Origin of the sequence: Heterorhizobium halophytocola (assembly GCF_017873095.1) — a bacterium.
Lineage (GTDB): Bacteria > Pseudomonadota > Alphaproteobacteria > Rhizobiales > Rhizobiaceae > Allorhizobium > Allorhizobium halophytocola.
Genome location: NZ_JAGGJU010000004.1, coordinates 15,818 through 39,177, shown reverse-complemented (window position 1 = coordinate 39,177; position 23,360 = coordinate 15,818). Strand labels below are relative to the sequence as shown.

Sequence of the window (23,360 nt, the reverse complement as noted above, 5' to 3'; positions counted from 1 at the left end):
TCCCGGATTTATTTCGCAATCGCCACTAGACGACTGGTCTATTCCGATCTATGTCTGTCGGCATGAAAGCCGCAAACGACACCGTCGACATCCGCCAGCATATTCTCGACACCGCCCATGGAATGATGAGCGGCAGGGGCTTCACCGCCGTCGGTCTCAACGATCTGCTGACCGCCGCCGGCGTGCCGAAGGGCTCGTTCTACCATTACTTCAAGTCGAAGGAGGGGTTTGGCGAGGAATTGCTGCGGCGCTATTTCGACGATTATCTCGCGGCCATGGACGAAACCTTCGGCGCGGAGCGACAGACCGGCCGGGAGCGGCTGGTGGCCTATTGGCGCCATTGGCTGGAAACGCAGGTCACCCATGACGCCCGCAGCAAATGCCTGGTGGTCAAGCTTGCCGCTGAGGTGGCCGATCTCTCCGAGGGCATGCGCGGCGTCCTGTTGGCCGGCACGGCGCGGATCATCGAGCGCATCAGGCTTGGAATTGTCGCGGCGGCCGCCGACGGATCTCTCGTCGTCGAAGACGATCCGGCGCGCCTGGCCGAGACGCTATACCAGACTTGGCTCGGTGCCAGCCTGCTGCAGAAGATCACCCGCAACGACGCCCCGCTGCAGGCCGCGATGGCAACAACGCAGCGTGCCCTCGGGCAGGTGGGAGCCTAGATCTTGGCCCGCTAGTCCGATCGCAGGTCCCGACATCACCGCGTCCTCAGGCCACGCCCTGACCCGCACCCACATCGCCCCATCAACAGGAAAGGCCCGTCACCGCACACCCGATTTTTCGGCATTTCTGTAGACGACCGGTCTACTAGATCCGGAATATCGGACCGTCTCAAGAAAACCTCACCCCACCGTCCGCCGTCACGGCGGACATGTCCGGCAGCCATCCGGCTGCCGCAATGCCAAGACCGAAAACACCTGAAAGGAACCACCCAATGAACATTCTCATGGTCCTCACCTCGCACGACACGCTCGGCAACACCGGCAAGAAGACCGGCTTCTGGTTGGAAGAGCTCGCGGCACCCTATTACGTGTTCCGCGAGGCCGGCGCGACGATCACGCTTGCCTCGCCCAAGGGCGGCCAGCCGCCGCTCGATCCGAAGAGCAACGCGCCGGATTTCCAGACCGACGAGACCCGCCGGTTCGAGGCCGATGCCGAGGCGACGGCCGCACTCGCCGCCACCGTGAAGCTGTCGGATGTCTCGGTCTCCGATTATGACGCCGTCTTCTATCCGGGCGGCCATGGCCCGCTGTGGGATCTGGCCGAAGACAGCCAGTCGATCGCACTGATCGAAAAAGCCCATGCGGAGGGAACGCCGCTGGCGCTGGTCTGCCACGCGCCCGGCGTGCTCAGGCATGTGAAGGGGGCCGACGGCAAGCCGCTTGTGGCCGGCCGCACGGTTACCGGCTTTGCCAATTCGGAAGAGGCGGCGGTCGGCCTGACCGACATCGTGCCCTTCCTGGTCGAGGATGTGCTGAAGCAGAATGGCGGCGTCTATTCGGCCGGTCCCGATTGGGGGGTCTATGTGGTGGAAGACGGCCACCTGATCACCGGCCAGAACCCGGCCTCGTCCGCCGAGGCCGCCCGTCGCCTGCTGCAGGCGCTGGCCGCCCGCAAGGCCGCGTAAGCCGCGGACCCGCCTGGCTCCCTCACCTGAGGGGGCAGGCAACCGCACAGCATAAGCATCCCGCCCGAAACCGTCACAAAGGCGCCGCGGCTGCACCTGGCACCTCTTCTGGAGCAGGATCCAGCAGCCTGGCGGACCAGCACCCGCTCCCCGCCGTCCGTCTCGCCCCTTTTAGGCGAGATGCCCGGCAGGGCAGAGGGGGGCCTGTTCGAGACAAAAGTCGGTTGGGAAGGGTAGCCCGAAAGGCTACCCTTCCTTGCTCTTGCTCTTGCTCTTGCTCTTGCTCTTGCCCTTGCCCCGGCAACGCCGACGCTCAGACCGGCGTTGCCGATCCTGCGGCAAGCTTTGCCTCTTCTTCCCGCTTCACCACATCCGACATCCAGCCGAAATCGCGACCGAGACCGCGCAGCAGCCAGAAGCCATAGGCAAACAGCGGCAGCACTATCAGGCCGGGCACGGCGATCGCGCTGAAGGTCACCTCGATCTTCTGGTCGATCGGCCCGGAGGCATGCGCCACCATGAACAGCGAGAAATCCCAGAGCATGTGGATCACCATCATCGGGTAGATCGACTGGGTGCGGATGCGGATCGCGATATAGAGCATGCCGCTCAGGAAGGCGGCGCAGGCCTGCAGCACGGCAACGGCCAGATTGCCGGTCGAAAACACGTTCAGGGTATGGATAAGGCCGAAGATCACCGAGGTGAACAACAGGGCCGGCCAGAGCCGCATGCAGCCGAGCGCCCCGCGAAACAGGATGCCGCGAAACATCGCCTCCTCGGAAAAGCCGACCAGCACGCAATTGGCAAAGACGATGGCGATGGTCCCGGCCGGCGGCAGGCCGCCGAAGATCGCGCCGCCGAGCAGCAGCACGATATAGGTGAGCGGCACCCAGGTAATCAGCAGCGAGCGGCGCGGGCGCGGCGCATTGAAACCGAGCAGGTCCCATTTGAGAAACGGCAGCACGATCAGCAGGAATATCGAGGCGGCGACAAGGCCGAGCGCGATCTGGCCGCTGATCAGCACCGCCTGATTGGCCGCCGGCTGCGGCTGCAACAGGCCGGCGAGAAGGGTCACCACCACCCACAGGAACAGAATGACGAATGCCGCCAGTAACTTGCCGAATTTTCTCACCGCAACTCCTTATAAACGCCGCATGACGACACCGGTGCCGGACGCGCATCGCCGCAGAGTGGCCGATAGGTCCGGGGATGCTGGGTGCCGGCCGATCCGCCGGGCAGAACATAGCGTTGTTTTTTCATCCGTCGAGAGTGTGCACGCGTCAGGTCACGAGAGGGTTAACCACCGGTGCCGTCACATGATTGTCTTCAACAGGCTCTATCCACCGGCATGAGAGTGACCACCCCCCGGCCCATGCTCCCCCCTTGAAGCTCGATCCTTGACGATGACCGTTTATCCTGCCCGCCCGCCGCTGCGTTTCGGCGTCATTGCCGATCCGCAATTCGCCGATGTGCCGCCCTCGCGCGAGCACGACCGCTTCTATGGACGAAGCCTTGGCAAGATCGCGGAGGCGGTTGGCGTCTTTGCCGCCGAAGGCGTCGATTTCGTCGTCACCCTCGGCGACCTGATCGACCGAGACTTCGTGCATCTGGCGCCGGTCTTGTCGCTGTATGAGAAGCTTGCCTGCCCGCATATCGTCCTTCCCGGCAATCACGACTTCCAGGTCGAGGCGGACCGGAAGGGCGCGGTGCATGCCACACTCGGCATGCCCGCGCCCTTTTATTCCCGCGCGATCGGCGGAATCCGCTTCGTCGTCATCGACACCACCGAGATTGCCCTGTTTTCCAGCAACCCGGGGGAGCCGCGCCACGACGCGGCGGTCCGGCAGCTCGAGCAACTGCGGGCCAGCGGCGCGCCGCAGGCGATGGACTGGAACGCGGCGATGTCGGCCGAGCAGGTCATCTGGCTCGCCGAGACGCTGGCGGACGCCGAACGGGCAGGCGAACGCGCCATCGTCTTCGGCCATTATCCGCTGTTTCCGCTGACCGACCATTCACTCTGGAACGCCGGCGAGGTCGCCTCGGTGATTGCCCGCTCGCCGGCCGCCATCGCGTATTTCTGCGGCCACGACCATCGCGGCAATTACGGCCGCAAGGGCACCACCCATTTCCTCAACATGCATGGCATGGTCGATACCGAGACGCAGAACGCCTTTGCCATCGTCACCGTCGGCGACGACCGCATCGAGATCGAGGGCTTCGGCCGCCAGGTCAGCCGCACCCTCAGGCTTTGACGATGCCGAGGGGGGAGGTCGGCTGGTTCGTCCATCCGGCGACCCAGAGCTGGCGCAACCGCTCGCCGTCGCCTTGAAACCGCTGACCCGACGGCATGACGGCCAGGATGCGGTCGGTTCGGAAATTGCGGATTGCCTGCCGCAGATCGCACCACGCCACCAGCGTCATCCAGTCGGAATAATAGATCAGCGCGATCGGCCTGATATCGCGCGCGCTGACGCGGCCCTGTTCGTCGCCGTAGCGGAGCGACAGCACCGTCTCGTCGCGGATCGCCTGGCGGATCAGTCCCATGTCGACGCCAGGCGGCGCGGTGGCAACGCCACCCCAGGCATAGAGCGGCGCCGACATCAGGCTCTTTCGCAGGGGCTCCGGCACGGCGGCGGCGATCTTGTCGCCGACCCGGCCGGCGGCGTCCTTCAGGGCCATGTCGCCGGTCCGCTCCAGCAGCCTGAGGCCGAGCAGGATGGCGTCGGCTTCGGCATGGTCGAACATCAGCGGCGGCAGGTCGAAGCCGGGGCGCAGGATATAGCCGAGCCCGCGCTCGCCTTCGATCGGCACCCGCATCGCCTGCAGGGCGGCGATGTCGCGGTAGATCGACCGCACCGTCACCTCCAGCCGTGCGGCGATCTCGGCCGCCGTCACCGCCCGGCGCGACAGTTTCAGGATCTGGATGATCTCGAACAGGCGGGAGGCCTTGCGCATTCTTGCCTGCCTTTCAACTGACAGAACGCTGTCAGGAGCGTTTCGCTATGAGAAGGGAACAACGGATTGAAATTCCGTCACAAACCAGGGTTCCCTTGCATTTTTGGAAAGCGCATACTGACATGAATTACGACGATAGTCTCTGGCTCTTCTTCCTTCTCGTGTCCGGCATCATCGCCGTGCCCGGCATGGACATGCTGTTCGTGCTGGCCAATGGCCTGACGGGTGGTGCGCGGGCGGGATTGACCGCAACGCTCGGCCTTGTCGCGGGCGGCGCGGTGCACACGCTCTATGGCACGCTCGGCACGGCGTTGCTCGTCACCTTCGCACCGGCGCTGTTCCTGCCGCTTCTGATCGCCGGTGCCGCCTACATGGTCTGGATCGGCTACACGCTGATCCGCAGCCGGATCGTCGTCGAGACGGTGCAAGGCGCCGGGCGGACATCGACGCTGAAGATTGCCGGCCGCGCCATGCTCACCTGCCTGCTGAACCCCAAGGCCTATGTCTTCGTCATTGCCGTCTATCCGCAGTTCCTGCGGCTGGAATACGGGTCCTTTGTCGCCCAGGGCGTCGTCCTCGGGCTGATCACGGCCGGCGTGCAGTTCAGTCTCTACGGCGGCGTCGCCCTTGCCGCGTCGCGTGCCCGCAAAATGTTGCTCGGCGCCCCGCGGGCAACGATCTGGCTCGGCCGCAGTGTCGGCATTTTCATGATCCTGGCGGCCCTGATCACCGCCGGCGAGGGCTTCCTGCACTATGCCTGAGCCCTGCCGGCGCAGGTTTTGCCGATATCTTTCAAGGGAATGGCGCAGGGGGCGGGTTTCACCGCATTGTGACTTCAAACGGTCACGGCTTCTTGCAATCATCGCTGCGCACTTCACCGCGCCGCCGCGGTGGCCAGCCCCAGGGAGACAGAAGAATGAACATGAAACTCGTCCTCGCCGTCGGAGCCGCGCTCTGTCTCGGCATCGGTGCCGTCCATGCCGCCGACGAGCCGCAGGTCGTGCGCCAGGCCATGATGAAGAAGATCGGCGGCGCCATGGGCGCGCTGTCCAAGATCGCCAAGGGCGAGGAGGCCTATAGCGCCGACACGGTCAAGGCGTCGCTGACGACGATCGACGAGACGATCAAGGCCTTCCCCGAGCAGTTCCCCGAGGGGTCGGAGACCGGCATGAAGACCGAGGCCAGCCCGAAGATCTGGGAAGACATGGACGGCTTCAAGCATGAGGCAGCCGAGCTTGCCGAAGTCGCGGAAGCCGAGCTTGCCGCCATGCCGGCCGATCCGGCCGCCGTCGGCGCGACGATGAAGAAGCTCGGCGCCGTCTGCAGCGATTGCCACGAATCCTACCGGATGAAGAAGTAACGGCTGATGGGACGGATCGCCGGCGGTCGAACCGACTGCCGGCGGTCTTTTCGTATGTGCGGCATGCGGTACACGGCATGCAGGTGGGGAGAGCAGGGATGGTATCGACCTTGGCAAAGGGCCTCGGCCTGCTGGTCGCGATCGGCGTTATCGGTGCGGCGGGCTTTCTGGTGGTCACGGCGCCGAAGCGGCAGCCGGCAGACCACTGGGCCAATCTGGGCGATCCCGATGTCGCCCATGGCCGGGACATCTTCTTTGCCGGCGGCTGCAGCTCCTGTCATGCCAGACAGGGGGCCGAGGGCGACGCCCGCCTGGAGCTGACCGGCGGCGTGGCGTTGAAAAGTCCGTTCGGTACCTTCTATCCGCCCAATATCTCGCCAGACCCCGATCACGGCATCGGCCAATGGAGCCTTGCCGAATTCGGCGATGCGATGACCCGCGGCGTCGGGCGCAACGGCGAGCATCTCTATCCGTCCTTTCCCTATGGCTCCTATGCCCGGATGACGCCCGGCGACATCAACGACCTCTACGGCTTCCTGAAGACGCTGCCGGCAAGCGCAAACGATGCCCCGCCGCACGATCTGCCATTCCCCTTCGATATCCGCCTCTCGCTCGGTGGCTGGAAATTCCTCTATTTCGACACCGGCCCGCGCGTGGCGCTGCAAGATGCCGACGACGAGGTGAAGCGCGGCCAGTATCTGGTCGAGGGTCCCGGTCATTGCGGCGAATGCCACACGCCGCGCGATGCGCTTGGCGGTTTCAAGTCGGGCAAATGGCTGGCCGGCGGACCCAATCCGGAAGGCGAGGGCACGATCCCCAACATCACGCCGGGGTCCAAGGCGGTTGGCGAATGGAGCAAGGATGATATTGTCGAATATCTGACCAGCGGTTTCACCCCCGATTTCGACAGTGTCGGCGGGTCGATGGTCGAGGTACAGAAGAATCTGGCCGAACTGCCGGCCGCCGATCGCGAGGCGATTGCCGCCTATCTGAAGGCGGTGCCGGCAGTGGAGTAAGGGTAGTCAGGGGCATGAAGGGGACGGCATAACATGGGGAAATGGCAGGACTTGCTGGACGAGATCCGGTCTCTCGAAGAGATCTTGCTCGATCCGGAAACGCGTGGCGTGGCGGAAAGCATAGACGTGCTTCTGGACGAGGGCTTCTTCGAGATCGGCAGCTCGGGCCGGGTCTATGAACGCGAGGACGTGATCGAGGAACTGGTGGGCGAAGAGCCGCGCGCCGAGGACGACGAACTGGTGGCGAGCGACTACGAGCTGACGCCGATCTCCAAGGATGCCGTGCTTCTGACCTACCAGACCGAGCGGCAGATCGCCGGCAAGGCGGTGAGCCGGGTGCTGCGAAGTTCGATCTGGAGCTATGACGGCGACAGCTGGCTGATGCTGTTCCATCAGGGCACGCCGGCGCCGCTGTTGCAGGCGGACGAGGCGGCTCCCGGCGATCCGTCTTGACCTCCCGGAGGCGCCGTTCTACATATTGTCGTGTCTAAAACGGTTAGGGCGGTACCTGGTTAGTCCCCCGCGTCTCAGCAATCACGAGGCGTTCCGACGGATAGCATCCGTCCCCTGACGTGGAACTGCCGCAGCCTGCGGCAGCAAACGTTTGGGATGCAAGCAAATGACCAAGATCCAGCAGCAGATTTCCGTTGTCACTCTCGGCACCGCCGATATGGCGCGCTCGCACCGCTTCTACTCCGAAGGTTTCGGCTGGGAGACGGTGTTCGAAAACGAATTCATCCATTTCTACCAGATGAACGGGATGGTGCTCGGCCTCTTTCGCAACGACATGATGCTGGAAGACAGCGGCCGCGCGGCATTCAATCCCTCCGGCGCCTTTGCGCTCGGGCACAATGTGGCCAAGGCCGAGGATGTCGCGCCGCTGATGGAGCGGCTGGTGGCCGCTGGCGGCCGGATCATCCAGCCCGCCGCCGCCCCGCCGCATGGCGGCATGCGCGGCTATGTCACCGACCCCGACGACAATGCCTGGGAGATCGCCTGGAACCCGGCCTGGACGATCGACGAGCACGGCCACGTCACCTTCGGGGTGTAGCGCAAGGCATAGCCATCACGGGTGAGCAGTCCGGCTGGCGGCGACCGATCCATGGCCCGGCATCCGCGGACTGCCGGGACCCTGAGGAGGCCGCCGTCGCCCGATTTTTCTGTTGCAGCGCGTATGGCCGTTGTTGCCGGCCAAGGCCTGCCGTCTGCCGTCCGCCCCGGCTGTGGGGAGATGTGAGGCAGGGTGAAGCGGGCTTGCGGGAGGCGGCCGCACCCAACGACGTCGGGCGCAGGCGCCGGCCTTTCTCCACGCGCGGTTGCATCAGTCTCGCAAAAGCCGCCTTGCGCATAGTCCGGACTGTAATGATCGGAGTGCCCGCATGAGTCCCCAGCGCAAGCGGATGGAAAATGCCATCCGCTCCCTGCTCGACAGCCACCCAGACCCCGCCTTGCACCGATGGGTGGTCGACACCGTCGCCGCCTTCGATCTCCGGCTGAAGGGCATCGCCGATCCGCGCGAACGCGACCAGGCCCGCCAGGCAGCCCTGGTGTTCATCAAGGCGACCTTGCAGAACTGGTCGGAAAACCCGCCGCTGAAGCATTGATAGGTCGAATTGACGGCGAGAACCGTCAGCGGTGCTCGGCGGAAAATCCGGCCATCTCGGCCTGCGCCTCCGCGCTCCAGAGGCCGACGGCCTTCAGCACCTCGACGGCGAAACTGTGGGGCGCATTGCCGGAGGCGGTGACGATCCCCTTGTCGGAAACGGCCTGCGGCTGGTCGCGGTAAAGGGAGGCACCCTGATAGCCGGGCTGGCGCTGGTGCGATCCGAGTGCATTGCCGGTATGGGCGACGTCGTCCAGCACGCCGCTGCCGGCCAGGGCACTGGCGGCCGCGCAGATGCCGGCGACCACCTTGCCGTTTGCGCGGAAAGCGCGAACGAGCGGGGCGAAATCGGGCGCATTGCCCTTTTCCCATGCCAGTCCGCCAGGAATCACCAGCGCATCACACGCTGCCGGATCGAGATCGGCATAGGCGAGATCCGGCGTGACGCTCAGGCCGCCCATCGAGGTCACCGGTCCGCCATCCGGGCTTGCCGTGACGATCTTCGCGCCGAGATAGCCGCGGGCGGCGGCCATCAACAGGGCCGGTTCCCAGTCGGCGAAATCGTTGTGCAGGGCAATCGCAAGGGTCGGCATGACAAATCCTCCGTTCGGCAAGGGACGGCCGGCGTCGGGCAGTGCGGCCGAGCTCAGGCCAGTTGCTGGTGATAGCGCATGCCGGTTACCGGCCGCGGCACGAAATCCATGTGTTCGTAGAAGCGATGGGCGGCGAAATTGCCGGTGGCGGCGCTGACCGAGAGATAGTCGCAGCCGGCCATCTTGGCGAGGTCCCGGGCGCGGTTGACCAGATGCTGGCCGATACCGTTGCCGCGCTGGCCGTCCTTGACGAAGAGGTGGTGCAGGTCCATGCCGCGCTTGCCTTCCTGGGCGCGGTAGAGCGGCGTGAGAATGGCGTAGCCGATCAGTTCGTCGCCGTCGTCGGCAACCAGCGCCTTGATCCACGGCATCGGGCCGAACAGGTCGCGCTCCAGCGTCTCGGCGGTCATGGCGGAGGGGTCGCCGTGATGGCGGGCCAGCTCGGCGATCATCGCTGCCAGTTCACCAAGATCGCCGGGCCGCGCCGTGCGGATCACGACGACGGGGGCTCGGGGCAGGGTGATATCGGTATCTTCGGTCATGTCGCTTCCCTTTTTTTCCGTTTGCCGTCAGGGGAGCTTGGTTCTGAAACAACAAGGCCGCCTGACGGCGGCCTGTTGACAAGTTCGATCTGTCGGGCCGCCTGTTACCGGTAGGCCCAAAAATACGTGCAGGAGATGAGTGCGCGTGCGTCGATCATGGCGGGATTGATGCTCCGGATTTTCCATCTTGTCAAGCGGTAGGATGGCGGCTTGCGAAGGCTGTAGTGATGGCATAAATTACATCAATATTGCGGAGCTGGTGATGGCGAAGGCGATACTGGTTCAACGAACGCGGAACGTCCTGCGTGACGACGTTTTCGCGGAGATCCTGATCTGGCGTGTTCCCGTGCCTTTGCGTGGCAGCACTCACGGGTTCAAATACAGCCTGGCGCTGGTGGCAGGCGGTATCTGCGTCCTTCGCTACGACAATGAGGCCGGCAAGGGCGACCATCGGCACCGGGGCCCGCAAGAGACGGCGTATGCATTCTCCGGCATGGACAGTTTGCTCGAAGATTTCGGGCGTGATGTGAGGCAGTGGCTCGATGACAACCCTGAAGGTTAAGATCCAAACTCTCGGCGAAAGCCTTTCGGCGGCGGGGAAGGCTGCAGCGGAACATGGCGCAGCCCTGTCCCCGCACGTTCTGGCCTTTCCGTCCTGGGACGCGATGCACCGGGTGCTGGCACCCAAGCGTCTGGACATCCTGAAGGTGATGGCCGGGCAAGGGCCGTTGACGATCCGCGAACTGGCGCGTCGCGTCGGACGGGATTTCAAGGGTGTCCATACCGATGTCGATACGCTCTTGAAAAGTGGCGTCATCGACAAGGCCGACGGCGGCGGAATCGTTTTCCCCTATGACAGGCTGCATTTCGACTTCGACATCGACGCGGCAGCCTGACGAGGATCAGGCCCCGTCCCACCGTTCCAACAAGCGCCCTGCGGCCTGCGCAACCGCCTCGGCCATGCCGGCATCGCCGGTGGAATGCCCGGCATTGTCGATCATCACGCATTCGCTGTCGGGCCATGCCCTTGCCAGCGCGTGCGCTGTTGCCGGTGGTGCCTGCAGGTCGAGCCGGCCCTGGATAAGATAGCCCGGAATGCCGTCCAGTCTGTGCGCGTCGCGCAGCAGCTGATCCTCTGCAAGCCAGGCGCGGTGATGGAAATAATGCGCGCAAAGGCGGGCTCGGGCGAGCCGGTAGGCCGGGTCTCTCCACCGCTCGGGCCAGCCCATCCGCGGATCGGCCGAGATCGATCCCGCTTCCCATTCATGCCAGGCATCGGCAGCGGCCTGCCGCGTGGCCGGATCGTCGGCGTTGAGAAGGGCGCGATAGGCATCGACCGGATGCAGATGCCGCAGGGGCGCGGGGATGGCCTGGGCAAAACGCGCCCATGCTTCCGGCAGGAAACGCTGCAAGCCATTGTAGAGCCAGTCGATCTCGCTCCACCGTGTCATCGTCACGCCCGCGAGGATCAGACCGAGCGTTGTTGCCGGATGGCGCTGCGCATAGACAAGCGCGAGCGTCGCGCCCCAGGACGCACCGAAGACCACCCAGCGCGCGATCCCGAGTTGGCAGCGCAGCGCCTCGATATCGTCGATCAGGTGCGCCGTCGTGTTGTCTGCGAGATCGTTGTCGTGGTCGCCTGCACCGGGCGTGCTTTGGCCGCAGCCGCGCTGGTCGAAGGCGATGGTCCGCCAGCGCTCCGGATCGAAGCGGCGCACGGCAGAGCGCGATATTCCCGATCCCGGACCGCCATGCAACAGCAGGACCGGCAGGCCGTCTGTCGCGCCGGCGCATGCGTAACGGATGCGGTGCCCGCCGGGACGATCCAGATAGCCCGCCTGCATGCGGTTCAATGCTCGCTCTCGCAAAGCCCGTGGTCGGACAGCGCACGGATGACATAGCAGTCCTCGATCGCGTGGTCGCCGTCGCAGTGGCCGGTGATGCGCTGCAATTCGCTTTCGAGCTTCTGCAGCCGGGCGATCTTTTCGCGCACCTGCGCCAGCTGTTCGGCGGCGATCGTGTCGGCGCGGTCGCAGGGGCGGCCGGGATGTCCCGACAGCGAGATCAGCTCGCGGATTGCCTCGATCGGAAAGCCGAGATCGCGGGCATGGCGGATGAAGGTCAGCCGTTCCAGGTCACCCTTTTCGTAGCGACGCTGGTTGCCTCCGGTGCGTTCCGCCGCCTCGATCAGGCCCATCTGCTCGTAGTAGCGGATGGTCGGCACCTTGACGCCGGTGCGCCGCGACAGTTCGCCGATCGAATGCATCACGTGTATCTCCCTCTCATGTCCAAGTCCCAAATCCCATGTCCCAAGTCCCATGTCTCATGTCCCGAGGCTCAATCGGGGCTTGAACCTCTAGTCGCTGGAGAGATTACAGTGGAGGACATCCAAGGTTCAAGCAAGAAGGGAAAAGACCAATGAGCGGGTGTTGCGGACAGGATCACGGCCCTTTCGACGGCATGTCGGTCGGCTACAGGCGGCGGCTCTGGGCGGTCATCGTGCTCAATGCCGCGCTGTTTGTCGTGGAAATGACGGCCGGGCAGTTGGCCGGTTCGCAGGCGCTGAAGGCGGATGCACTCGACTTCTTTGCCGATGCCGTGACCTACGGCCTGTCGCTTGCCGTGATCGGCGCTGCGGTTCGGTTGCGCACGGCGGCAGCGGCGGCCAAGGGGCTCAGCCTTTTTGCCATGGGCCTCTTCGTCTTCGGATCGACGGTCTGGCGGGTCTTCGTCGCCAGCACGCCGGAAGCGCCGGTGATGGGGGCGATCGGTTTTCTGGCGCTCCTCGCCAACCTGGCGAGCGTACTGCTGTTGATGAATTACAAGGACGGCGATGCCAATGTCCGTTCGGTCTGGCTCTGCTCGCGCAACGATGCGATCGGCAATGTCATCGTGATGATCGCGGCGCTCGGCGTCTGGGGCACGGCGACCGCATGGCCGGACCTGCTCGTCGCCGGCGTGATGGCCGGACTGTTTCTCACCTCTTCCGTGCAGATCCTGTCGCATGCGCTGCGCGAGTGGCGCGCCGGTGCTGCAAGCCGGACGCAGTTCCGCGTGGAGGTTTCAACCCGCGTTGATGGGTGTCAGAGCCCTGTCTCAGGCTCCGGCAAGGCCTCCTGCTCGGGTGGTCATCAACGCCTGCGCGCCCATTCTGCGCCTTGAGCGCGAACATGCTTTGCCTGGATCGGGGCAAGAAGGGTATGGTCTGCGGGATCATTCGACCAGGCGCTGAGCGTCTCAGGCCTGCGGGTCGCCATATTCCAGATAGAAGGCTTCCACCTGCTCGGCCTCGTTGAAGCGGGGCTGGTCGGTGGTCATGCGCATCGTGCTGCTGCCGGTGGCATCGGTCTCGCTGCTGCCTTCGAGCGCCCAGAGCGCGCCGGACAGCGAAGCGGACAGGAAACTGCTGCTGACCGACGGATCCTGCGTGCGCGCCCGTGCTGTGGTCGCGGCTTCGCCTGACGCGTCGTCGGCATCGTCCTTGGAATAGCTTACGCGACTTTGATAGTAATAGCCGTTCAGGCCGCTGTCGATCCTCATGGCGGGCCTCGTTTGCAATGGTCTCGTTAACAGCTTGTTAAGCTTTGAAGCTTGCGCGAGGCTTTCGTTCAATTAGCGATTGCGAAATCACGGCCCGGTGGACTGGGGGGTGCAGCTATCGCAATGGGTGCAGTTCCGGCCCGGAGAGCTTTTCCAGAATGGCGTCCAGCCGCTCGCGGTCCATGTCGTGCGGCAGGCCCTCGCGGGCGCGGGCGGTCACCGTCTCGCCCATGCGCCGGGCGCAATCGGCCAGTTCCGCGTCGCCCACCTGCGTCAGGCCATACAGCGCCTGCAGCATGGTGGTGACCACCTCGATCATGCCGGCGCCATCGCGGGCGATCGGCAGATAGGCGGCTTCCATCAGTTCGGTCGTGGTGATCGGCATCAGATGCACCCGCTTGAAGTCGGCGGCTTCCTCCGCGCCTTCGATTTCCAGCCGGCGGCGCTCGACAAAGGCCTGCCCCAGCCGCGTCATCAGCCGTGCCGCCTGCACCGTCACGTCGTTTGCGGTGCCGGGATCGTTGATCCCCGGCGACAAGGCCCGCGAGGCGATCTCCGACAGCACCGTCAGGCCGAACAACGGGTCCTGGTCGTAGGAGCGCTGCGGGCCGATGGTGAACACCTGCTTGATCTCGCCGAGATTGTCCTCGTCCGGTTCGCCGAGCCCCTTCGGCGCATCGACATAGGCGATCGGCTGGCCAAGCCAGCAATAATCGCCCGGCCGGACCCGGACATAGAAGGTGAGGTCCAACGCCTCGGCCATGGCCTGCAGGCGGGCAATATCGAGATGGCGGATGAAGCCGGCGTCATCGGCGAGCACGGCGGTCGCCGTATCGGGCGGCGTCGCCCAGCCGACGGCGCCGAGATAGGGCCGGCCGGCCAGCGCCGTCAGCGGCGGTTCGGTGGCATCGGCGACCCGCCGGATCGTCTCGCTCACCTGCCCGAGCCCGGCCAGATGGTCGATCCAGCGCAACAGCATGACGACGATCAGCGCCACGACCGCGAGCGTCACGGCAAACAGCACGACCCGGCCGCCGCCACCATACAGGCCCGTGTTGAGGGCGATCAGGCCGACCAGCGAAAACAGGAAGGCGCCGAGAAAGGTGGAAAGGGCCGATTGCGCCGTGCGGTCCTGCAACAGCAGGCTGATCGCCCGGGGCGTGCCGCTGGTTGCGGCAGCCGAGGTCGCCGAGACCAGCGTCGACAGCGAGAACGTCGTCACCGTCAGCATCGACGAGGCGATGATCGTCAGGATCGCGTCGACGGCCTTGGTGCCGATCACGTCGGACAGGCTGTCTGGAATGAAGCGACCGAGCGCGATGCCCAGCACGGCGGTGATTGCTGCGATCACGGCATAAAGTGTCGCGCGAAACCACAGGCGACGCGCCACCTGCAGGGCCAGCCACCAGTGACGGCTCATGCATGGTCCTCAAGCGTGCGGGCCATCTCGGCGAGTTTGGCAATCGTGTTGATATTGCGCGCCGTACCGCGCTTCAGCACCGGCAGTTTCAGCCGCGAGGTGCCCGACCCGCCGGGGAAGTGCACATAGATCTCGCGGCCGTGCAGCACCGTCTCCTCGCCATCGGGGGCGCTGGCGCCATCGAGCGCATTGTCGGGCAGCCGGCGGGGAAAGAAGCTGACGAGAACCTTGGACGGCTCGTACCTGTCGAACGGATTGTCGGCGATGATACTCTCCAGTTCCTGTGTGCTGCGGATGAAGACCTCCGGCGGACTGCCGAGCACCAGGCCGAGCGCGGTGCTCAGCATGGCGGCGATCTCGTCCGGCTTGCCCCTGTCACGAAACACCAGATTACCCGACTGGATGTAGGTCGTCACGTCCTTCAGGCCGATATCCGTCGCAATCGCCTTCAGCATGGTCATCGGCATCTTTGCCGTGCCACCGACATTGAGAGCCCGGATCAGGGCGACGTGAACGGTCATGGATACTCCTGTTACGCGGTCGAAGCTGCTGTCGCACCACGTCAGAACGCGGGACGCGGTCGCAGTCCTCGTCAAGTCAACGGTTTGGTTCAGCCGACGGCAGGCCTTTCTGGCAGGCCGCCGACCCCGGCGTGCCCGGCGTCGATCCCTCGACACCGCACATCGTCGCTGGACGCCGCCGCATTCGCATAGGCACGCGCGGCGACCTGATTTTCTGGCCTGGGCATGGTCCCGAACGCGATCTTCGTGTTCGCGGGGCTACCCCCGTGGCAAGAACCTTGCACGCGGGGCCTTGTTCCCGCCGATCGGCACGGCCAACAACTTTATTTGGCATCCGGCGGAAAGCGCGCGGGCATCGGGCGGCGAGAGGAAACGAAAGGGAAGTCGAAGGCGCCGGACAGGGGGCCGGGAATACGCTTTATGCATGCCGTCTGGCGCAGGCGCCGGCTGCGATGGTAAGTCTCTGGCTCCGTTCGTTCCTGGAGGAAGATCATGCTGACACTCTATACCGGCAAGGGCACCTGCGCGCTCGCCTCGCATATTGCCCTGGAGGAGGCGGGCGCGGCCTATGAGGCCGTGGCGCTCGACATGGCCAATGGCGCCCAGCGCGCGCCCGACTATCTGGCGATCAATCCGAAGGGCCGGGTGCCCGCCCTGGTCACCGACCGCGGCACGCTGACGGAAACACCGGCGATCCTGGCCTATATTGCCCAGACCCATCCGGCGTCGAATCTCGCACCCATCGACGATCCCTTCGCCTTTGCCGAGGTGCAGGCGTTCAATTCCTATCTCTGCTCCACCGTGCATGTGGCCCATGCCCATGGACGTCGCGCCGGGCGCTGGGCCGATGACGCGGCGGCGATCAGCGAGATGAAGCGCAAGATGCCGGAAGTGATGGCCGCCTGCTTCGCGCTGATCGAGAGCGAGATGTTCAAGGGCCCCTGGGTCATGGGCGACACCTATACCATCGCCGATCCCTATCTCTTCACCATCGCCTCCTGGCTGGAGGGCGACAAGGTCGATCCGAAGCAGTTCCCGAAAGTCCACGATCACCGCAGCCGCATGGCGGAGCGCGCGTCGGTCAAGGCGGCAGTGGGAGTATATGTCGGGTGAGGGAGCGATTTCTCATGGCTCATGCAAATTGCAAGCAATATTTTGATAGGTTCAGTGTAATTTTAGTGACTGTAAATTTTATGTCAAATAAAGTAAAGTAAATAAATTTTGCGGTTTCTTCAAGGTTATCGTTGATTAATGTAAGGTGTAATTACTATTTAAGTATGCGGTTTTGGGCGCATTTGACATCGGTTGAATCGCCGCCATTGGGGTATTTCTCCGTGACGATTGAATACATTGCCTATGTGGATGAGGCGGGTGATGAGGGGTTCGGCAAGCTTGGGAAAGACGAGCCTACTGCTCAGTCACGGTGGTTTGCGATCGGCGCCGTTGTGGTTCAAAAGTCATTTGATCGTGAGGTTCCGGGATGGAAGACCGAAGTTCTCGAGCACTTTCCAAAGAAGAAATCACTTGATCTTCACTTCCGGGAATTGAAGCATGATCAACGTGTTCAAGCTTGTATTCTCCTATCCCAAAAGCCGATTGGCGCATGTGTGGTCTGCTCGAATAAAATCACGCTTCTCGAGCACCCAAAGAAGGACATATTCAAGCAACGGCAGCATCTTTACAATTACCTGACGAGATTTTTGCTTGAGAGACTCACTGCGGCTTGTCAACGTAAGGCGTGGTTGGAACATCGAGCAGAAGCGCATTTGAAAGTCGTTTTTTCCCGCCGCCGAGGCACGGACTACCATGCCATGCGACGTTATCTTGAATTCATGCGCGACGGAAAAGAAGTAGTCCGCCCGGTCCGTTCCATAGACTGGAACGTGCTGGATCCGAGCGATATCCTTGTTGAGAATCATAGTAAAAGAGCTGGTCTTCAGATCGCTGACATTTTCACCAGCGCGATCTGGCACGCGCTTGAGCCAAATTCTTTCGGCTTCTGCGAGGCAAGATATGCGCGCCTCCTTGTCCCTCGATTGTTGAGAAGCCAAGGTCAGCGTTATGGCACAGGATTAACCATCGTTCCGAGTAAAGACAACCATATACTCACGGCTGAACAGCACGAATTCATCGACTACGTTAAAGCTTATAGGTAAGAAGCGTGGGCCCCCAGCTCCTGATTCACGTCGTTTAGAACGCTGCCGCCTCGAAGGCAACTCGGAGTGTGTCTGGCGCCTGCCCACAAACTAAGCATGGGAATATTTCCGCAAAACTCAAATGAAGTTTTGTAACAGAGTGGCGGAGGCGGAGGCCGGCGCACCTCCGCCTGCTATGGAAATGTCACATCTTTCCCGCCACCTTGATCGCGAACGCATATTCGAAGGCGATCTCTTCCAGGCGCTGGAAGCGTCCGGACTTGCCGCCATGGCCGGCGGCCATGTTGGTCTTCAGGAGGTAGGGGCCGGCCTCCGGTGCCTTCTCGCGCAGCTTGGCGATCCACTTGGTCGGCTCCCAATAGGTGACGCGCGGGTCGGTAAGGCCCGACAGGGCAATAAGGGGCGGATAGGGCTTTTGCTCCACCTTGTCGTAGGGGCTGTAGGCGGCGATCCAGTGATATTCCTCTTCCGATTCGATCGGATTGCCCCATTCGGGCCATTCCGGCGGAGTCAGCGGCAGGGTGTCGTCGAGCATGGTGTTCAACACGTCGACAAAGGGTACGGCGGCGATGATGCCGGCGAATTTCTCCGGCGCCATGTTGGCGATCGCCCCCATCAGCATGCCGCCGGCCGATCCGCCCTCGGCGATGATCCGGTCGAAAGCGGTGAAGCCTTGCGCCACCAGATGATCGGCCGCGGCGATAAAGTCCTTGAAGGTGTTTTCCTTGTTCTCCATCTTGCCGTCTTCGTACCACTGGAAGCCCTTGTCCTTGCCGCCGCGGACATGGGCGATGGCATAGACGAAGCCGCGGTCGGCCAGCGACAGCGCATTGGTGGAAAACGAGGCGGGGATGGCGATGCCATAGGCGCCGTAGCCGTAGAGCAGGCAGGGCGCGGAACCGTCGAGCGGCGTGTCGGCGCGGTAGAGCAGGGTGACGGGCACCTCGGCGCCGTCATGCGACCGGGCAAAGACGCGGCGGGTCACGTAGTCGGCGGGGTTGTGGCCCGACGGCACTTCCTGCGTCTTCAGCAGCCTGCGCTCGCGCGTCGCCATGTTGTAGTCGTAGAGCTGGCTCGGCGTCGTCATCGACGAATAGGAAAAGCGGATGATGTCGGTGTCGTATTCGGCAGCACCCGAAAGACCCAGCGAATAGGCCTCTTCGGCAAAGGCGATCTCGTGCTCCTCGCCGCTCTTGCGATCGCGGATCATGATCCGCGGCAGGCCGTCGCGCCGCTCCAGCCAGATCAGATGCCGGGCATAGGCCATGTGGCTGAGGATCAGCCGGCCGGGCTCGTGCGGGACGACTTCCGTCCAGTTTTCCTTGCCCGGAGACGCAAACGGCGCCTGCATGATCTTGAAGTCCTTGGCATCGCCGTCATTGGTGAGGATGTAGAAGACGTCACCGCCCTCGGTCATCGAATATTCGACGCCTTCCTCGCGCGCCGCCACCAGCTTCGGCTCTGCGGCCAGGTCGCTGGTGGACAGGATCCGGTATTCCGAGGTCTCGTGATCGTGGATGTCGATATAGATCACGTCGTCCAGCAGCGAGCCGCCGACGCCCATGAAGAAGCCCGGATCCTTCTCTTCGAACACCAGCCGGTCTTCGCTCTGCGGCTGGCCGACGATGTGGTGGAAGACCTTGGACGGCCGGTGGTTGTCATCCTGCAGCGTATAGAAGAAACTCTGTCCGTCGGGCGCCCAGACGCCGCCGCCGGCGGTGTTGTCGATCACATCGGGGAGATCCTCGCCGGTTGCCAGATCGCGCACCTTCAGGGTGAAATATTCCGAGCCCTTGTCGTCATAGCCCCAGATGCCGCGGTTGTGGTCGGTCGAATGGTCGATCCCCGACAGGCGGAAATAATCCTTGCCTTGCGCTTCCCGGTCGCCGTCGAGCAGCAGCTGACGGGCGCTCTCGTCCTTCGGGTCGGCGTCGCGCGGAATGCGGAAATAGCGCGGCTGCTCGCCGCCGGTGACGAAATTCGTGCCATAGGCATAGGGCCCGTCCTTCACCGGGATCGACGAATCATCTTCCTTGATCCGCCCCTTCATTTCGGCAAACAGCACTTTCTGCAGCGGCCGGGTGTCGTCCATCGCCGCATTCATATAGGCGTTTTCCGCCTCCAGATGGGCGCGGATCTCCGGGTCTAGGATCGAGGTGTCCTTGAACATCGCCTGCCAGTTGTCGGCCCGCATCCAGGCGTAGTCGTCGGTGCGGGTCACCCCGTGGCGGGTATCGCTCACCGGCTTTTTCGGTGCTACCGGGGCGGCTGGCAGGGCAGTGAATGGGGGCAAGGCGATCTCGCTCTTCTATCAAAATTTCTGTGGTTCGTTCAGCCGAATTCCGGGGTGAACGAAATTTGTCCTCTTTCGCGAGAGATAAAGCCCGCATGCGGCCCTATCAAGGGCCAAGGGAGGTCGAAGGGGCGGTGCCCGCTCATTTTGAATTCCCCATTATTTTTACTGGAAACGCCCTCATCGCGACGGTATCGTCCCGCGCGAATGAAACAGGTAGAAGGTGGTAGCGATGCGTACAGGCCTGCTTGGTCTCCTCTCTTTGCTGATTGCGGCAGCCCCCGCACTGGCACTCGACAACAGCACGGTTCAGCAGTTGAAGAGGCTCGATCCGGAAGAGGAACTCGAACAGCGCTGCGACATCGAAGCCATGGAGCACATCAAGAAGGTCGGCGACTATCGACCCGACAAGGTGATTGCCTATACCTTTTCCGAGACCAAGGTTTCGGGCACCACCATCCAGGCCCCCGGCGCCGTCTTCCGCAGCCGCGGCGAATGGTACCGGCTGAAATACAAATGCTCGACCGGGCCGAAACGGCTCGAGGTGACCAATTTCAAGCTGAAGATCGGCTCCATGGTCCCGCGCTCCGACTGGGTCCGCTATTATCTCTACGACTGAGATCCCGAGGGGCACGGCAGCTTGCCGGCCCTCCTCGGCAAAGACCGACCTGGCTTCCGGCTGACCGGGCAGGGTGTCTCATGACGCGGTGACCCGTGGGCTTTCGGTCGTCGCGGCCCTTCCATCGACAGGCGGGAGTGCTTGCACCTTCGGCAAAACCCGACAGCGGCCGTGCAAGGATCGAGGCGCTCCTGCCACACGCTGCCACCAGAAGCGACGGCAGCCCATGCGGGGCACGTCCCCGACACAATTCCGGCGCTTTCCGGGTAAACGAAGCGATCTCCTCGTTCTCCCGGTCCCGCCTCCCATGCCCTCCTCGAAAATGCGCCTCCTCGCCCTCGGCCTTGCCGCCGTGACCCTTGTTCCCGGCGCGGCCTCTGCCCGCGGCCATGATGGCCTGATCGAGCCTTCCCTGACCGTCTCCCATGGCGATGCGGCGCATCCGCATGTGGCGCTGACCTTCGATGCCTGCTCGGGTCACACCGACATGCGCATTCTCGACACGCTGTTTGCCGAACGCATCCCGGCGACGATCTTCGTCACCGGTCGTTGGCTGAAGCGCAATGGCGACGTGGTCAAGCGGCTGAAGACCCGGCCGGACCTGTTCGAGATCGAAAACCACGGGCTCAACCATGTGCCGGCGGTCGATCATCCGGCGTCGATCTATGGCATTGCCGCGGCAGGCTCCGCCCGCGCGGTCGCAGAGGAAGTCGAAGGCGGCGCGGCCGCGATCACGGCGGCCGGTTTTCCCGCGCCGCATGTCTTTCGGGGCGCAACCGCGCTTTATACCCGTTCGGCGCTCGTCGAGATCAACACTCTCGGCTTTGCCATCGGCGGCTTCTCGCTGAACGGCGATCAGGGCGCCTCGCTGCCGGCTGCAACCGTCACGCGGCGGATTTCGGCGGCCCGCGACGGCGACGTGGTGATCGCCCATATCAATCAGCCCGGCCGCGCCTCCGGTGCCGGCGTGGCGGCGGCGATCCGGGCACTGAAGGCCCGCGGTACCGTCTTCGTCCGGCTGGACCAGGGGCGACAGGAGCCGGCCGCACTTCGCCCCGCAGCCCTTGCGGCGGTCACCCCCGCGCCCTAATCTTTAACACAACGGACCGATCGCGACCGCTCTGCCGCGCTGCCCATGCCGTCGGCAGATGCGGCCGTGCTGCTGCCCGCATTCCGATGACCCGCATCCTGGAGGACACCCATGCTTGCTGCTTCCTGGATGCCCGACACCGTGATGCTGTCGCGCTTTCTCGATGATCATTCGGCGCTGATCGGCCTTGTCGTGCTGCTCGCCATGCTGGTCGGCTTCATCCGCGAGAAGACCCCGCCGGCGGCCATCGCGGCGATGGGGGCGTCGCTGTTCATCGCGCTCGGCTTCGTCAAGCCGGACCAGGCGCTCGGCGTCTTTTCCAATCCGGCTGCCATCACCGTCGGTGCGATGTTCGTCATCTCGGCGGCCGTCCAGCGCAGCGGCCTGATGGAGGCGGTGATCTCCCGGATGATGGAGCTCGGGCGAACCCGGCCCAAGCTGGCGATCGGCTCGCTGCTGGCGCTGACCATGCTCGCCTCCGCCTTCATCAATTCGACGCCGGTCGTTGTGATGATGATCCCGGTGATGATCTCGATTGCCTCGGCCACCGGACTTGCGCGCCGCAAGCTTCTCATTCCGCTGTCTTACTGCGCCATTCTCGGCGGCACCTGCACGCTGATCGGCACCTCCACCAATCTTCTGGTCGACAGCATCGCAAGGCGCGAAGGCCTCGAGGGCTTCGGCGTCTTCTCGATCACCCCGATCGGCCTCATCCTGATGGTCGGCTGCGCGCTGTTTCTCTACCTCACCCAGTCCTTCCTGCTGCCGGACCGGCGTGACGGCGAGACGGCCGGGGGCGGCGAGGCGAAGCCGGACATCCTGACGGAAGTGCGCATCGGGCCAGGCTTTGCCGACATCGGCCGGCCTTACGAGAAAGCGCGACTGCTCAGTCCGCGCGGTGTCGAACTGGTCTCGGTGTTTCGAAGCGGGGAAAAGCTGAACATCGCTTCATCGGACGAATTGATGACCGAGCGCGACCGCATCGTGCTGCGCGCGACGCAGGCGGAACTGGCGACGCTGCGCACCACCGCCGGCCTGCAGATCGGCGTGCAGGTGCGCGCCTCCCAGGCCCCGGTCGAAAAGGAGGAGGTCAGCCGCGTCGTCATCGCCTCCGGCCACCGCGCCATCGACCGGCGGATCGCCGATGCGGAATTCCTGTCACGCATGCCGCTGCGGGTGCTCGGCGTCAGCCGCCGCACCAATCCGGCCGGGCCGGATCTCGGCGGTCTCAGGCTGAAGGCCGGCGACAGTCTCTGGGTCGCCGGTTCGCGCGAGGCCCTCCAGTCCCTGCGCCAGGACATGCGGCTTTTGCCGGCCGAGGCACCGCTTGCCAAGCCGTTCCGCCGCGACCGTGCGGCCCTGGTGCTGATGACTCTGGCCGTCGTGGTCACGCTGGCCAGCATCGGCCTGCTGTCGATCTCCGCCCTTGCCATCATCGCCGTCGGCTTCCTGTTTGCCATCCGCGCCATTGATCCATCCGACGCCTGGGTCGCCATGGACGGCGACGTGCTGGCGCTGATCTTCTCGATGCTGATCGTCGGCCTCGGGCTGGAAAACGCCGGCAGCGTCCAGGCGATCATCTCGGCCGTCCTGCCGGTGCTGCAGCAGGCGTCGCCGGTCGTGGTCGTGTTGTCGATCTACGTGCTGACCTCGATCCTGACGGAAATGGTGACCAACAATGCGGTCGCGGTGATCATGACGCCGATCGCCATCTCGCTGTCGGACAAGCTCGGACTCGCCCCGGAAGCGACCGTGCTTGCCGTGCTGTTCGGCGCCAGCGCCAGCTTCGCCACCCCGATCGGCTATCAGACCAACACGCTGGTCGCGTCAGCCGGCGGTTACCGGTTTGCCGATTTCCTGCGGGTCGGCGTCGCCATGAACATTATCGCCGCCTGCCTGACCACCGCCGGCATCTACCTGTTCTATCTGCGCTGACGGTACAGCTGCAAAGGCGAGACTATGGGGCACGGAGCAAGATAAGAAGCGCACGAGTCCTGATGAACTAAAATGATTAGTTTAATA

General features: G+C 63.9%; 27 protein-coding genes. 17 read left to right on the top strand and 10 right to left on the bottom strand.

The window, feature by feature from the left end; genetic code table 11:
- Positions 1–62 precede the first annotated feature (62 nt).
- Together J2Z17_RS08030 and J2Z17_RS08025 are read left to right on the top strand one after the other, a co-directional pair.
- Entirely contained in the window at positions 63–665 is a 603-nt protein-coding gene (locus J2Z17_RS08030; protein ID WP_209943814.1) for a TetR/AcrR family transcriptional regulator, read from the top strand.
- A 272-nt stretch (positions 666–937) separates the two neighbouring features.
- Complete coding sequence (locus J2Z17_RS08025) at positions 938–1,630, top strand: type 1 glutamine amidotransferase domain-containing protein (RefSeq protein ID WP_209943813.1); 693 nt, start codon at positions 938–940, stop codon at positions 1,628–1,630.
- 313 nt (positions 1,631–1,943) lie between these two features.
- Here J2Z17_RS08025 and J2Z17_RS25380 read toward each other — a convergent pair whose 3' ends face one another.
- On the bottom strand, positions 1,944–2,762 hold the full coding sequence (locus J2Z17_RS25380; RefSeq protein ID WP_209943812.1) for a CPBP family intramembrane glutamic endopeptidase: 819 nt from the start codon (positions 2,760–2,762) through the stop codon (positions 1,944–1,946).
- Positions 2,763–3,033: 271 nt separating this feature from the next.
- On the opposite strand from J2Z17_RS25380, the gene J2Z17_RS08015 reads away from it, so the two are divergent.
- Positions 3,034–3,882 carry a metallophosphoesterase gene (locus tag J2Z17_RS08015; protein ID WP_209943811.1) on the top strand — a complete coding sequence of 283 codons (849 nt, stop codon included), beginning with the start codon at positions 3,034–3,036 and terminating at the stop codon, positions 3,880–3,882.
- Here J2Z17_RS08015 and J2Z17_RS08010 read toward each other — a convergent pair.
- Positions 3,872–4,585, bottom strand: a complete 714-nt coding sequence (locus J2Z17_RS08010) for a helix-turn-helix transcriptional regulator (protein WP_209943810.1) — start codon at positions 4,583–4,585, stop codon at positions 3,872–3,874. The genes J2Z17_RS08015 and J2Z17_RS08010 overlap by 11 nt on opposite strands.
- Before the next feature lie 122 nt (positions 4,586–4,707).
- Between J2Z17_RS08010 and J2Z17_RS08005 the strand changes: the two genes are divergently transcribed.
- The 6 genes from J2Z17_RS08005 (at position 4,708) to J2Z17_RS07980 (ending at position 8,565) form a co-directional block, all read left to right on the top strand.
- The gene (locus J2Z17_RS08005) at positions 4,708–5,346 is read left to right on the top strand and encodes a LysE family translocator (RefSeq protein ID WP_209943809.1); all 639 of its coding nucleotides are present in this window, start codon (positions 4,708–4,710) and stop codon (positions 5,344–5,346) included.
- 155 nt (positions 5,347–5,501) lie between these two features.
- Positions 5,502–5,945: a c-type cytochrome gene (locus tag J2Z17_RS08000; RefSeq protein ID WP_209943808.1), complete on the top strand. Its 444-nt coding sequence runs from the start codon at positions 5,502–5,504 to the stop codon at positions 5,943–5,945.
- A 98-nt stretch (positions 5,946–6,043) separates the two neighbouring features.
- Positions 6,044–6,961, top strand: a complete 918-nt coding sequence (locus J2Z17_RS07995; protein WP_209943807.1) for a c-type cytochrome — start codon at positions 6,044–6,046, stop codon at positions 6,959–6,961.
- Between the two features lie 33 nt (positions 6,962–6,994).
- Entirely contained in the window at positions 6,995–7,414 is a 420-nt protein-coding gene (locus tag J2Z17_RS07990) for a nuclear transport factor 2 family protein (protein WP_209943806.1), read from the top strand.
- Positions 7,415–7,589: 175 nt separating this feature from the next.
- Entirely contained in the window at positions 7,590–8,012 is a 423-nt protein-coding gene (locus J2Z17_RS07985) for a VOC family protein (protein WP_209944309.1), read from the top strand.
- A 328-nt stretch (positions 8,013–8,340) separates the two neighbouring features.
- A complete protein-coding gene (locus J2Z17_RS07980) occupies positions 8,341–8,565 on the top strand; it encodes a hypothetical protein (RefSeq protein ID WP_209943805.1) in 225 nt (74 codons plus the stop codon).
- 25 nt (positions 8,566–8,590) lie between these two features.
- On the opposite strand, the gene J2Z17_RS07975 is transcribed toward J2Z17_RS07980, so the two are convergent.
- Together J2Z17_RS07975 and J2Z17_RS07970 are read right to left on the bottom strand one after the other, a co-directional pair.
- Complete coding sequence (locus J2Z17_RS07975) at positions 8,591–9,157, bottom strand: DJ-1/PfpI family protein (protein WP_209943804.1); 567 nt, start codon at positions 9,155–9,157, stop codon at positions 8,591–8,593.
- 53 nt (positions 9,158–9,210) lie between these two features.
- On the bottom strand, positions 9,211–9,699 hold the full coding sequence (locus J2Z17_RS07970) for a GNAT family N-acetyltransferase (RefSeq protein ID WP_209943803.1): 489 nt from the start codon (positions 9,697–9,699) through the stop codon (positions 9,211–9,213).
- A gap of 262 nt (positions 9,700–9,961) precedes the next feature.
- On the opposite strand from J2Z17_RS07970, the gene J2Z17_RS07965 reads away from it, so the two are divergent.
- Both J2Z17_RS07965 and J2Z17_RS07960 read left to right on the top strand, forming a co-directional pair.
- Positions 9,962–10,261 carry a toxin-antitoxin system TumE family protein gene (locus J2Z17_RS07965; RefSeq protein ID WP_209943802.1) on the top strand — a complete coding sequence of 100 codons (300 nt, stop codon included), beginning with the start codon at positions 9,962–9,964 and terminating at the stop codon, positions 10,259–10,261.
- Complete coding sequence (locus J2Z17_RS07960; protein WP_209943801.1) at positions 10,242–10,595, top strand: HVO_A0114 family putative DNA-binding protein; 354 nt, start codon at positions 10,242–10,244, stop codon at positions 10,593–10,595. Before J2Z17_RS07965 ends, J2Z17_RS07960 begins: the two co-directional genes overlap by 20 nt.
- Before the next feature lie 6 nt (positions 10,596–10,601).
- Here J2Z17_RS07960 and pip read toward each other — a convergent pair whose 3' ends face one another.
- The gene (gene pip, locus J2Z17_RS07955; protein WP_209944307.1) at positions 10,602–11,543 is read right to left on the bottom strand and encodes a prolyl aminopeptidase; all 942 of its coding nucleotides are present in this window, start codon (positions 11,541–11,543) and stop codon (positions 10,602–10,604) included.
- Positions 11,544–11,548: 5 nt separating this feature from the next.
- Positions 11,549–11,965 carry a MerR family transcriptional regulator gene (locus tag J2Z17_RS07950; protein WP_209944305.1) on the bottom strand — a complete coding sequence of 139 codons (417 nt, stop codon included), beginning with the start codon at positions 11,963–11,965 and terminating at the stop codon, positions 11,549–11,551.
- Positions 11,966–12,117: 152 nt separating this feature from the next.
- On the opposite strand from J2Z17_RS07950, the gene J2Z17_RS07945 reads away from it, so the two are divergent.
- Complete coding sequence (locus J2Z17_RS07945) at positions 12,118–12,861, top strand: cation efflux transmembrane domain-containing protein (protein ID WP_209943800.1); 744 nt, start codon at positions 12,118–12,120, stop codon at positions 12,859–12,861.
- A gap of 75 nt (positions 12,862–12,936) precedes the next feature.
- Here the strand turns inward: J2Z17_RS07945 and J2Z17_RS07940 are convergent, their stop codons facing one another.
- The 3 genes from J2Z17_RS07940 to J2Z17_RS07930 form a co-directional block, all read right to left on the bottom strand.
- Positions 12,937–13,239: a hypothetical protein gene (locus tag J2Z17_RS07940; RefSeq protein WP_209943799.1), complete on the bottom strand. Its 303-nt coding sequence runs from the start codon at positions 13,237–13,239 to the stop codon at positions 12,937–12,939.
- A 115-nt stretch (positions 13,240–13,354) separates the two neighbouring features.
- Positions 13,355–14,659, bottom strand: coding sequence for a DUF2254 domain-containing protein (locus J2Z17_RS07935; RefSeq protein ID WP_209943798.1), 1,305 nt, complete (start codon positions 14,657–14,659; stop codon positions 13,355–13,357).
- On the bottom strand, positions 14,656–15,180 hold the full coding sequence (locus J2Z17_RS07930; RefSeq protein ID WP_209943797.1) for a DUF1697 domain-containing protein: 525 nt from the start codon (positions 15,178–15,180) through the stop codon (positions 14,656–14,658). Before J2Z17_RS07930 ends, J2Z17_RS07935 begins: the two co-directional genes overlap by 4 nt.
- Positions 15,181–15,672: 492 nt before the next feature.
- On the opposite strand from J2Z17_RS07930, the gene J2Z17_RS07925 reads away from it, so the two are divergent.
- Both J2Z17_RS07925 and J2Z17_RS07920 read left to right on the top strand, forming a co-directional pair.
- Entirely contained in the window at positions 15,673–16,293 is a 621-nt protein-coding gene (locus J2Z17_RS07925; protein WP_209943796.1) for a glutathione S-transferase family protein, read from the top strand.
- 221 nt (positions 16,294–16,514) lie between these two features.
- Complete coding sequence (locus J2Z17_RS07920; RefSeq protein ID WP_209943795.1) at positions 16,515–17,336, top strand: DUF3800 domain-containing protein; 822 nt, start codon at positions 16,515–16,517, stop codon at positions 17,334–17,336.
- A gap of 184 nt (positions 17,337–17,520) precedes the next feature.
- On the opposite strand, the gene J2Z17_RS07915 is transcribed toward J2Z17_RS07920, so the two are convergent.
- On the bottom strand, positions 17,521–19,629 hold the full coding sequence (locus J2Z17_RS07915; protein WP_209943794.1) for a S9 family peptidase: 2,109 nt from the start codon (positions 19,627–19,629) through the stop codon (positions 17,521–17,523).
- A 232-nt stretch (positions 19,630–19,861) separates the two neighbouring features.
- Between J2Z17_RS07915 and J2Z17_RS07910 the strand changes: the two genes are divergently transcribed.
- The 3 genes from J2Z17_RS07910 (at position 19,862) to J2Z17_RS07900 (ending at position 23,273) form a co-directional block, all read left to right on the top strand.
- Positions 19,862–20,248: a DUF930 domain-containing protein gene (locus J2Z17_RS07910; protein WP_209943793.1), complete on the top strand. Its 387-nt coding sequence runs from the start codon at positions 19,862–19,864 to the stop codon at positions 20,246–20,248.
- A gap of 307 nt (positions 20,249–20,555) precedes the next feature.
- Positions 20,556–21,338 (top strand): polysaccharide deacetylase family protein, encoded by a 783-nt coding sequence (locus J2Z17_RS07905; RefSeq protein ID WP_245223955.1) that lies wholly within the window; start codon positions 20,556–20,558, stop codon positions 21,336–21,338.
- A gap of 111 nt (positions 21,339–21,449) precedes the next feature.
- Positions 21,450–23,273 carry an SLC13 family permease gene (locus J2Z17_RS07900; RefSeq protein ID WP_209943792.1) on the top strand — a complete coding sequence of 608 codons (1,824 nt, stop codon included), beginning with the start codon at positions 21,450–21,452 and terminating at the stop codon, positions 23,271–23,273.
- Positions 23,274–23,360 lie beyond the last annotated feature (87 nt).

Coding starts and splice junctions, on each gene's coding strand:
- J2Z17_RS08010 (WP_209943810.1), bottom strand. CDS start 4,585: ATGCGCAAGGCCTCCCGCCTGTTCGAGATCATCCAGATCCTGAAACTG.
- J2Z17_RS08025 (WP_209943813.1), top strand. CDS start 938: ATGAACATTCTCATGGTCCTCACCTCGCACGACACGCTCGGCAACACC.
- J2Z17_RS07970 (WP_209943803.1), bottom strand. CDS start 9,699: ATGACCGAAGATACCGATATCACCCTGCCCCGAGCCCCCGTCGTCGTG.
- J2Z17_RS07975 (WP_209943804.1), bottom strand. CDS start 9,157: ATGCCGACCCTTGCGATTGCCCTGCACAACGATTTCGCCGACTGGGAA.
- J2Z17_RS07990 (WP_209943806.1), top strand. CDS start 6,995: ATGGGGAAATGGCAGGACTTGCTGGACGAGATCCGGTCTCTCGAAGAG.
- J2Z17_RS07925 (WP_209943796.1), top strand. CDS start 15,673: ATGCTGACACTCTATACCGGCAAGGGCACCTGCGCGCTCGCCTCGCAT.
- J2Z17_RS07945 (WP_209943800.1), top strand. CDS start 12,118: ATGAGCGGGTGTTGCGGACAGGATCACGGCCCTTTCGACGGCATGTCG.
- J2Z17_RS07960 (WP_209943801.1), top strand. CDS start 10,242: ATGACAACCCTGAAGGTTAAGATCCAAACTCTCGGCGAAAGCCTTTCG.
- J2Z17_RS08005 (WP_209943809.1), top strand. CDS start 4,708: ATGAATTACGACGATAGTCTCTGGCTCTTCTTCCTTCTCGTGTCCGGC.
- J2Z17_RS07935 (WP_209943798.1), bottom strand. CDS start 14,659: ATGAGCCGTCACTGGTGGCTGGCCCTGCAGGTGGCGCGTCGCCTGTGG.
- J2Z17_RS08000 (WP_209943808.1), top strand. CDS start 5,502: ATGAACATGAAACTCGTCCTCGCCGTCGGAGCCGCGCTCTGTCTCGGC.
- J2Z17_RS07910 (WP_209943793.1), top strand. CDS start 19,862: ATGCGTACAGGCCTGCTTGGTCTCCTCTCTTTGCTGATTGCGGCAGCC.
- J2Z17_RS07950 (WP_209944305.1), bottom strand. CDS start 11,965: ATGCATTCGATCGGCGAACTGTCGCGGCGCACCGGCGTCAAGGTGCCG.
- J2Z17_RS07940 (WP_209943799.1), bottom strand. CDS start 13,239: ATGAGGATCGACAGCGGCCTGAACGGCTATTACTATCAAAGTCGCGTA.
- J2Z17_RS08015 (WP_209943811.1), top strand. CDS start 3,034: ATGACCGTTTATCCTGCCCGCCCGCCGCTGCGTTTCGGCGTCATTGCC.
- J2Z17_RS07900 (WP_209943792.1), top strand. CDS start 21,450: ATGCTTGCTGCTTCCTGGATGCCCGACACCGTGATGCTGTCGCGCTTT.
- pip (WP_209944307.1), bottom strand. CDS start 11,543: ATGCAGGCGGGCTATCTGGATCGTCCCGGCGGGCACCGCATCCGTTAC.
- J2Z17_RS07905 (WP_245223955.1), top strand. CDS start 20,556: ATGCCCTCCTCGAAAATGCGCCTCCTCGCCCTCGGCCTTGCCGCCGTG.
- J2Z17_RS08030 (WP_209943814.1), top strand. CDS start 63: ATGAAAGCCGCAAACGACACCGTCGACATCCGCCAGCATATTCTCGAC.
- J2Z17_RS07995 (WP_209943807.1), top strand. CDS start 6,044: ATGGTATCGACCTTGGCAAAGGGCCTCGGCCTGCTGGTCGCGATCGGC.
- J2Z17_RS07965 (WP_209943802.1), top strand. CDS start 9,962: ATGGCGAAGGCGATACTGGTTCAACGAACGCGGAACGTCCTGCGTGAC.
- J2Z17_RS07980 (WP_209943805.1), top strand. CDS start 8,341: ATGAGTCCCCAGCGCAAGCGGATGGAAAATGCCATCCGCTCCCTGCTC.
- J2Z17_RS07930 (WP_209943797.1), bottom strand. CDS start 15,180: ATGACCGTTCACGTCGCCCTGATCCGGGCTCTCAATGTCGGTGGCACG.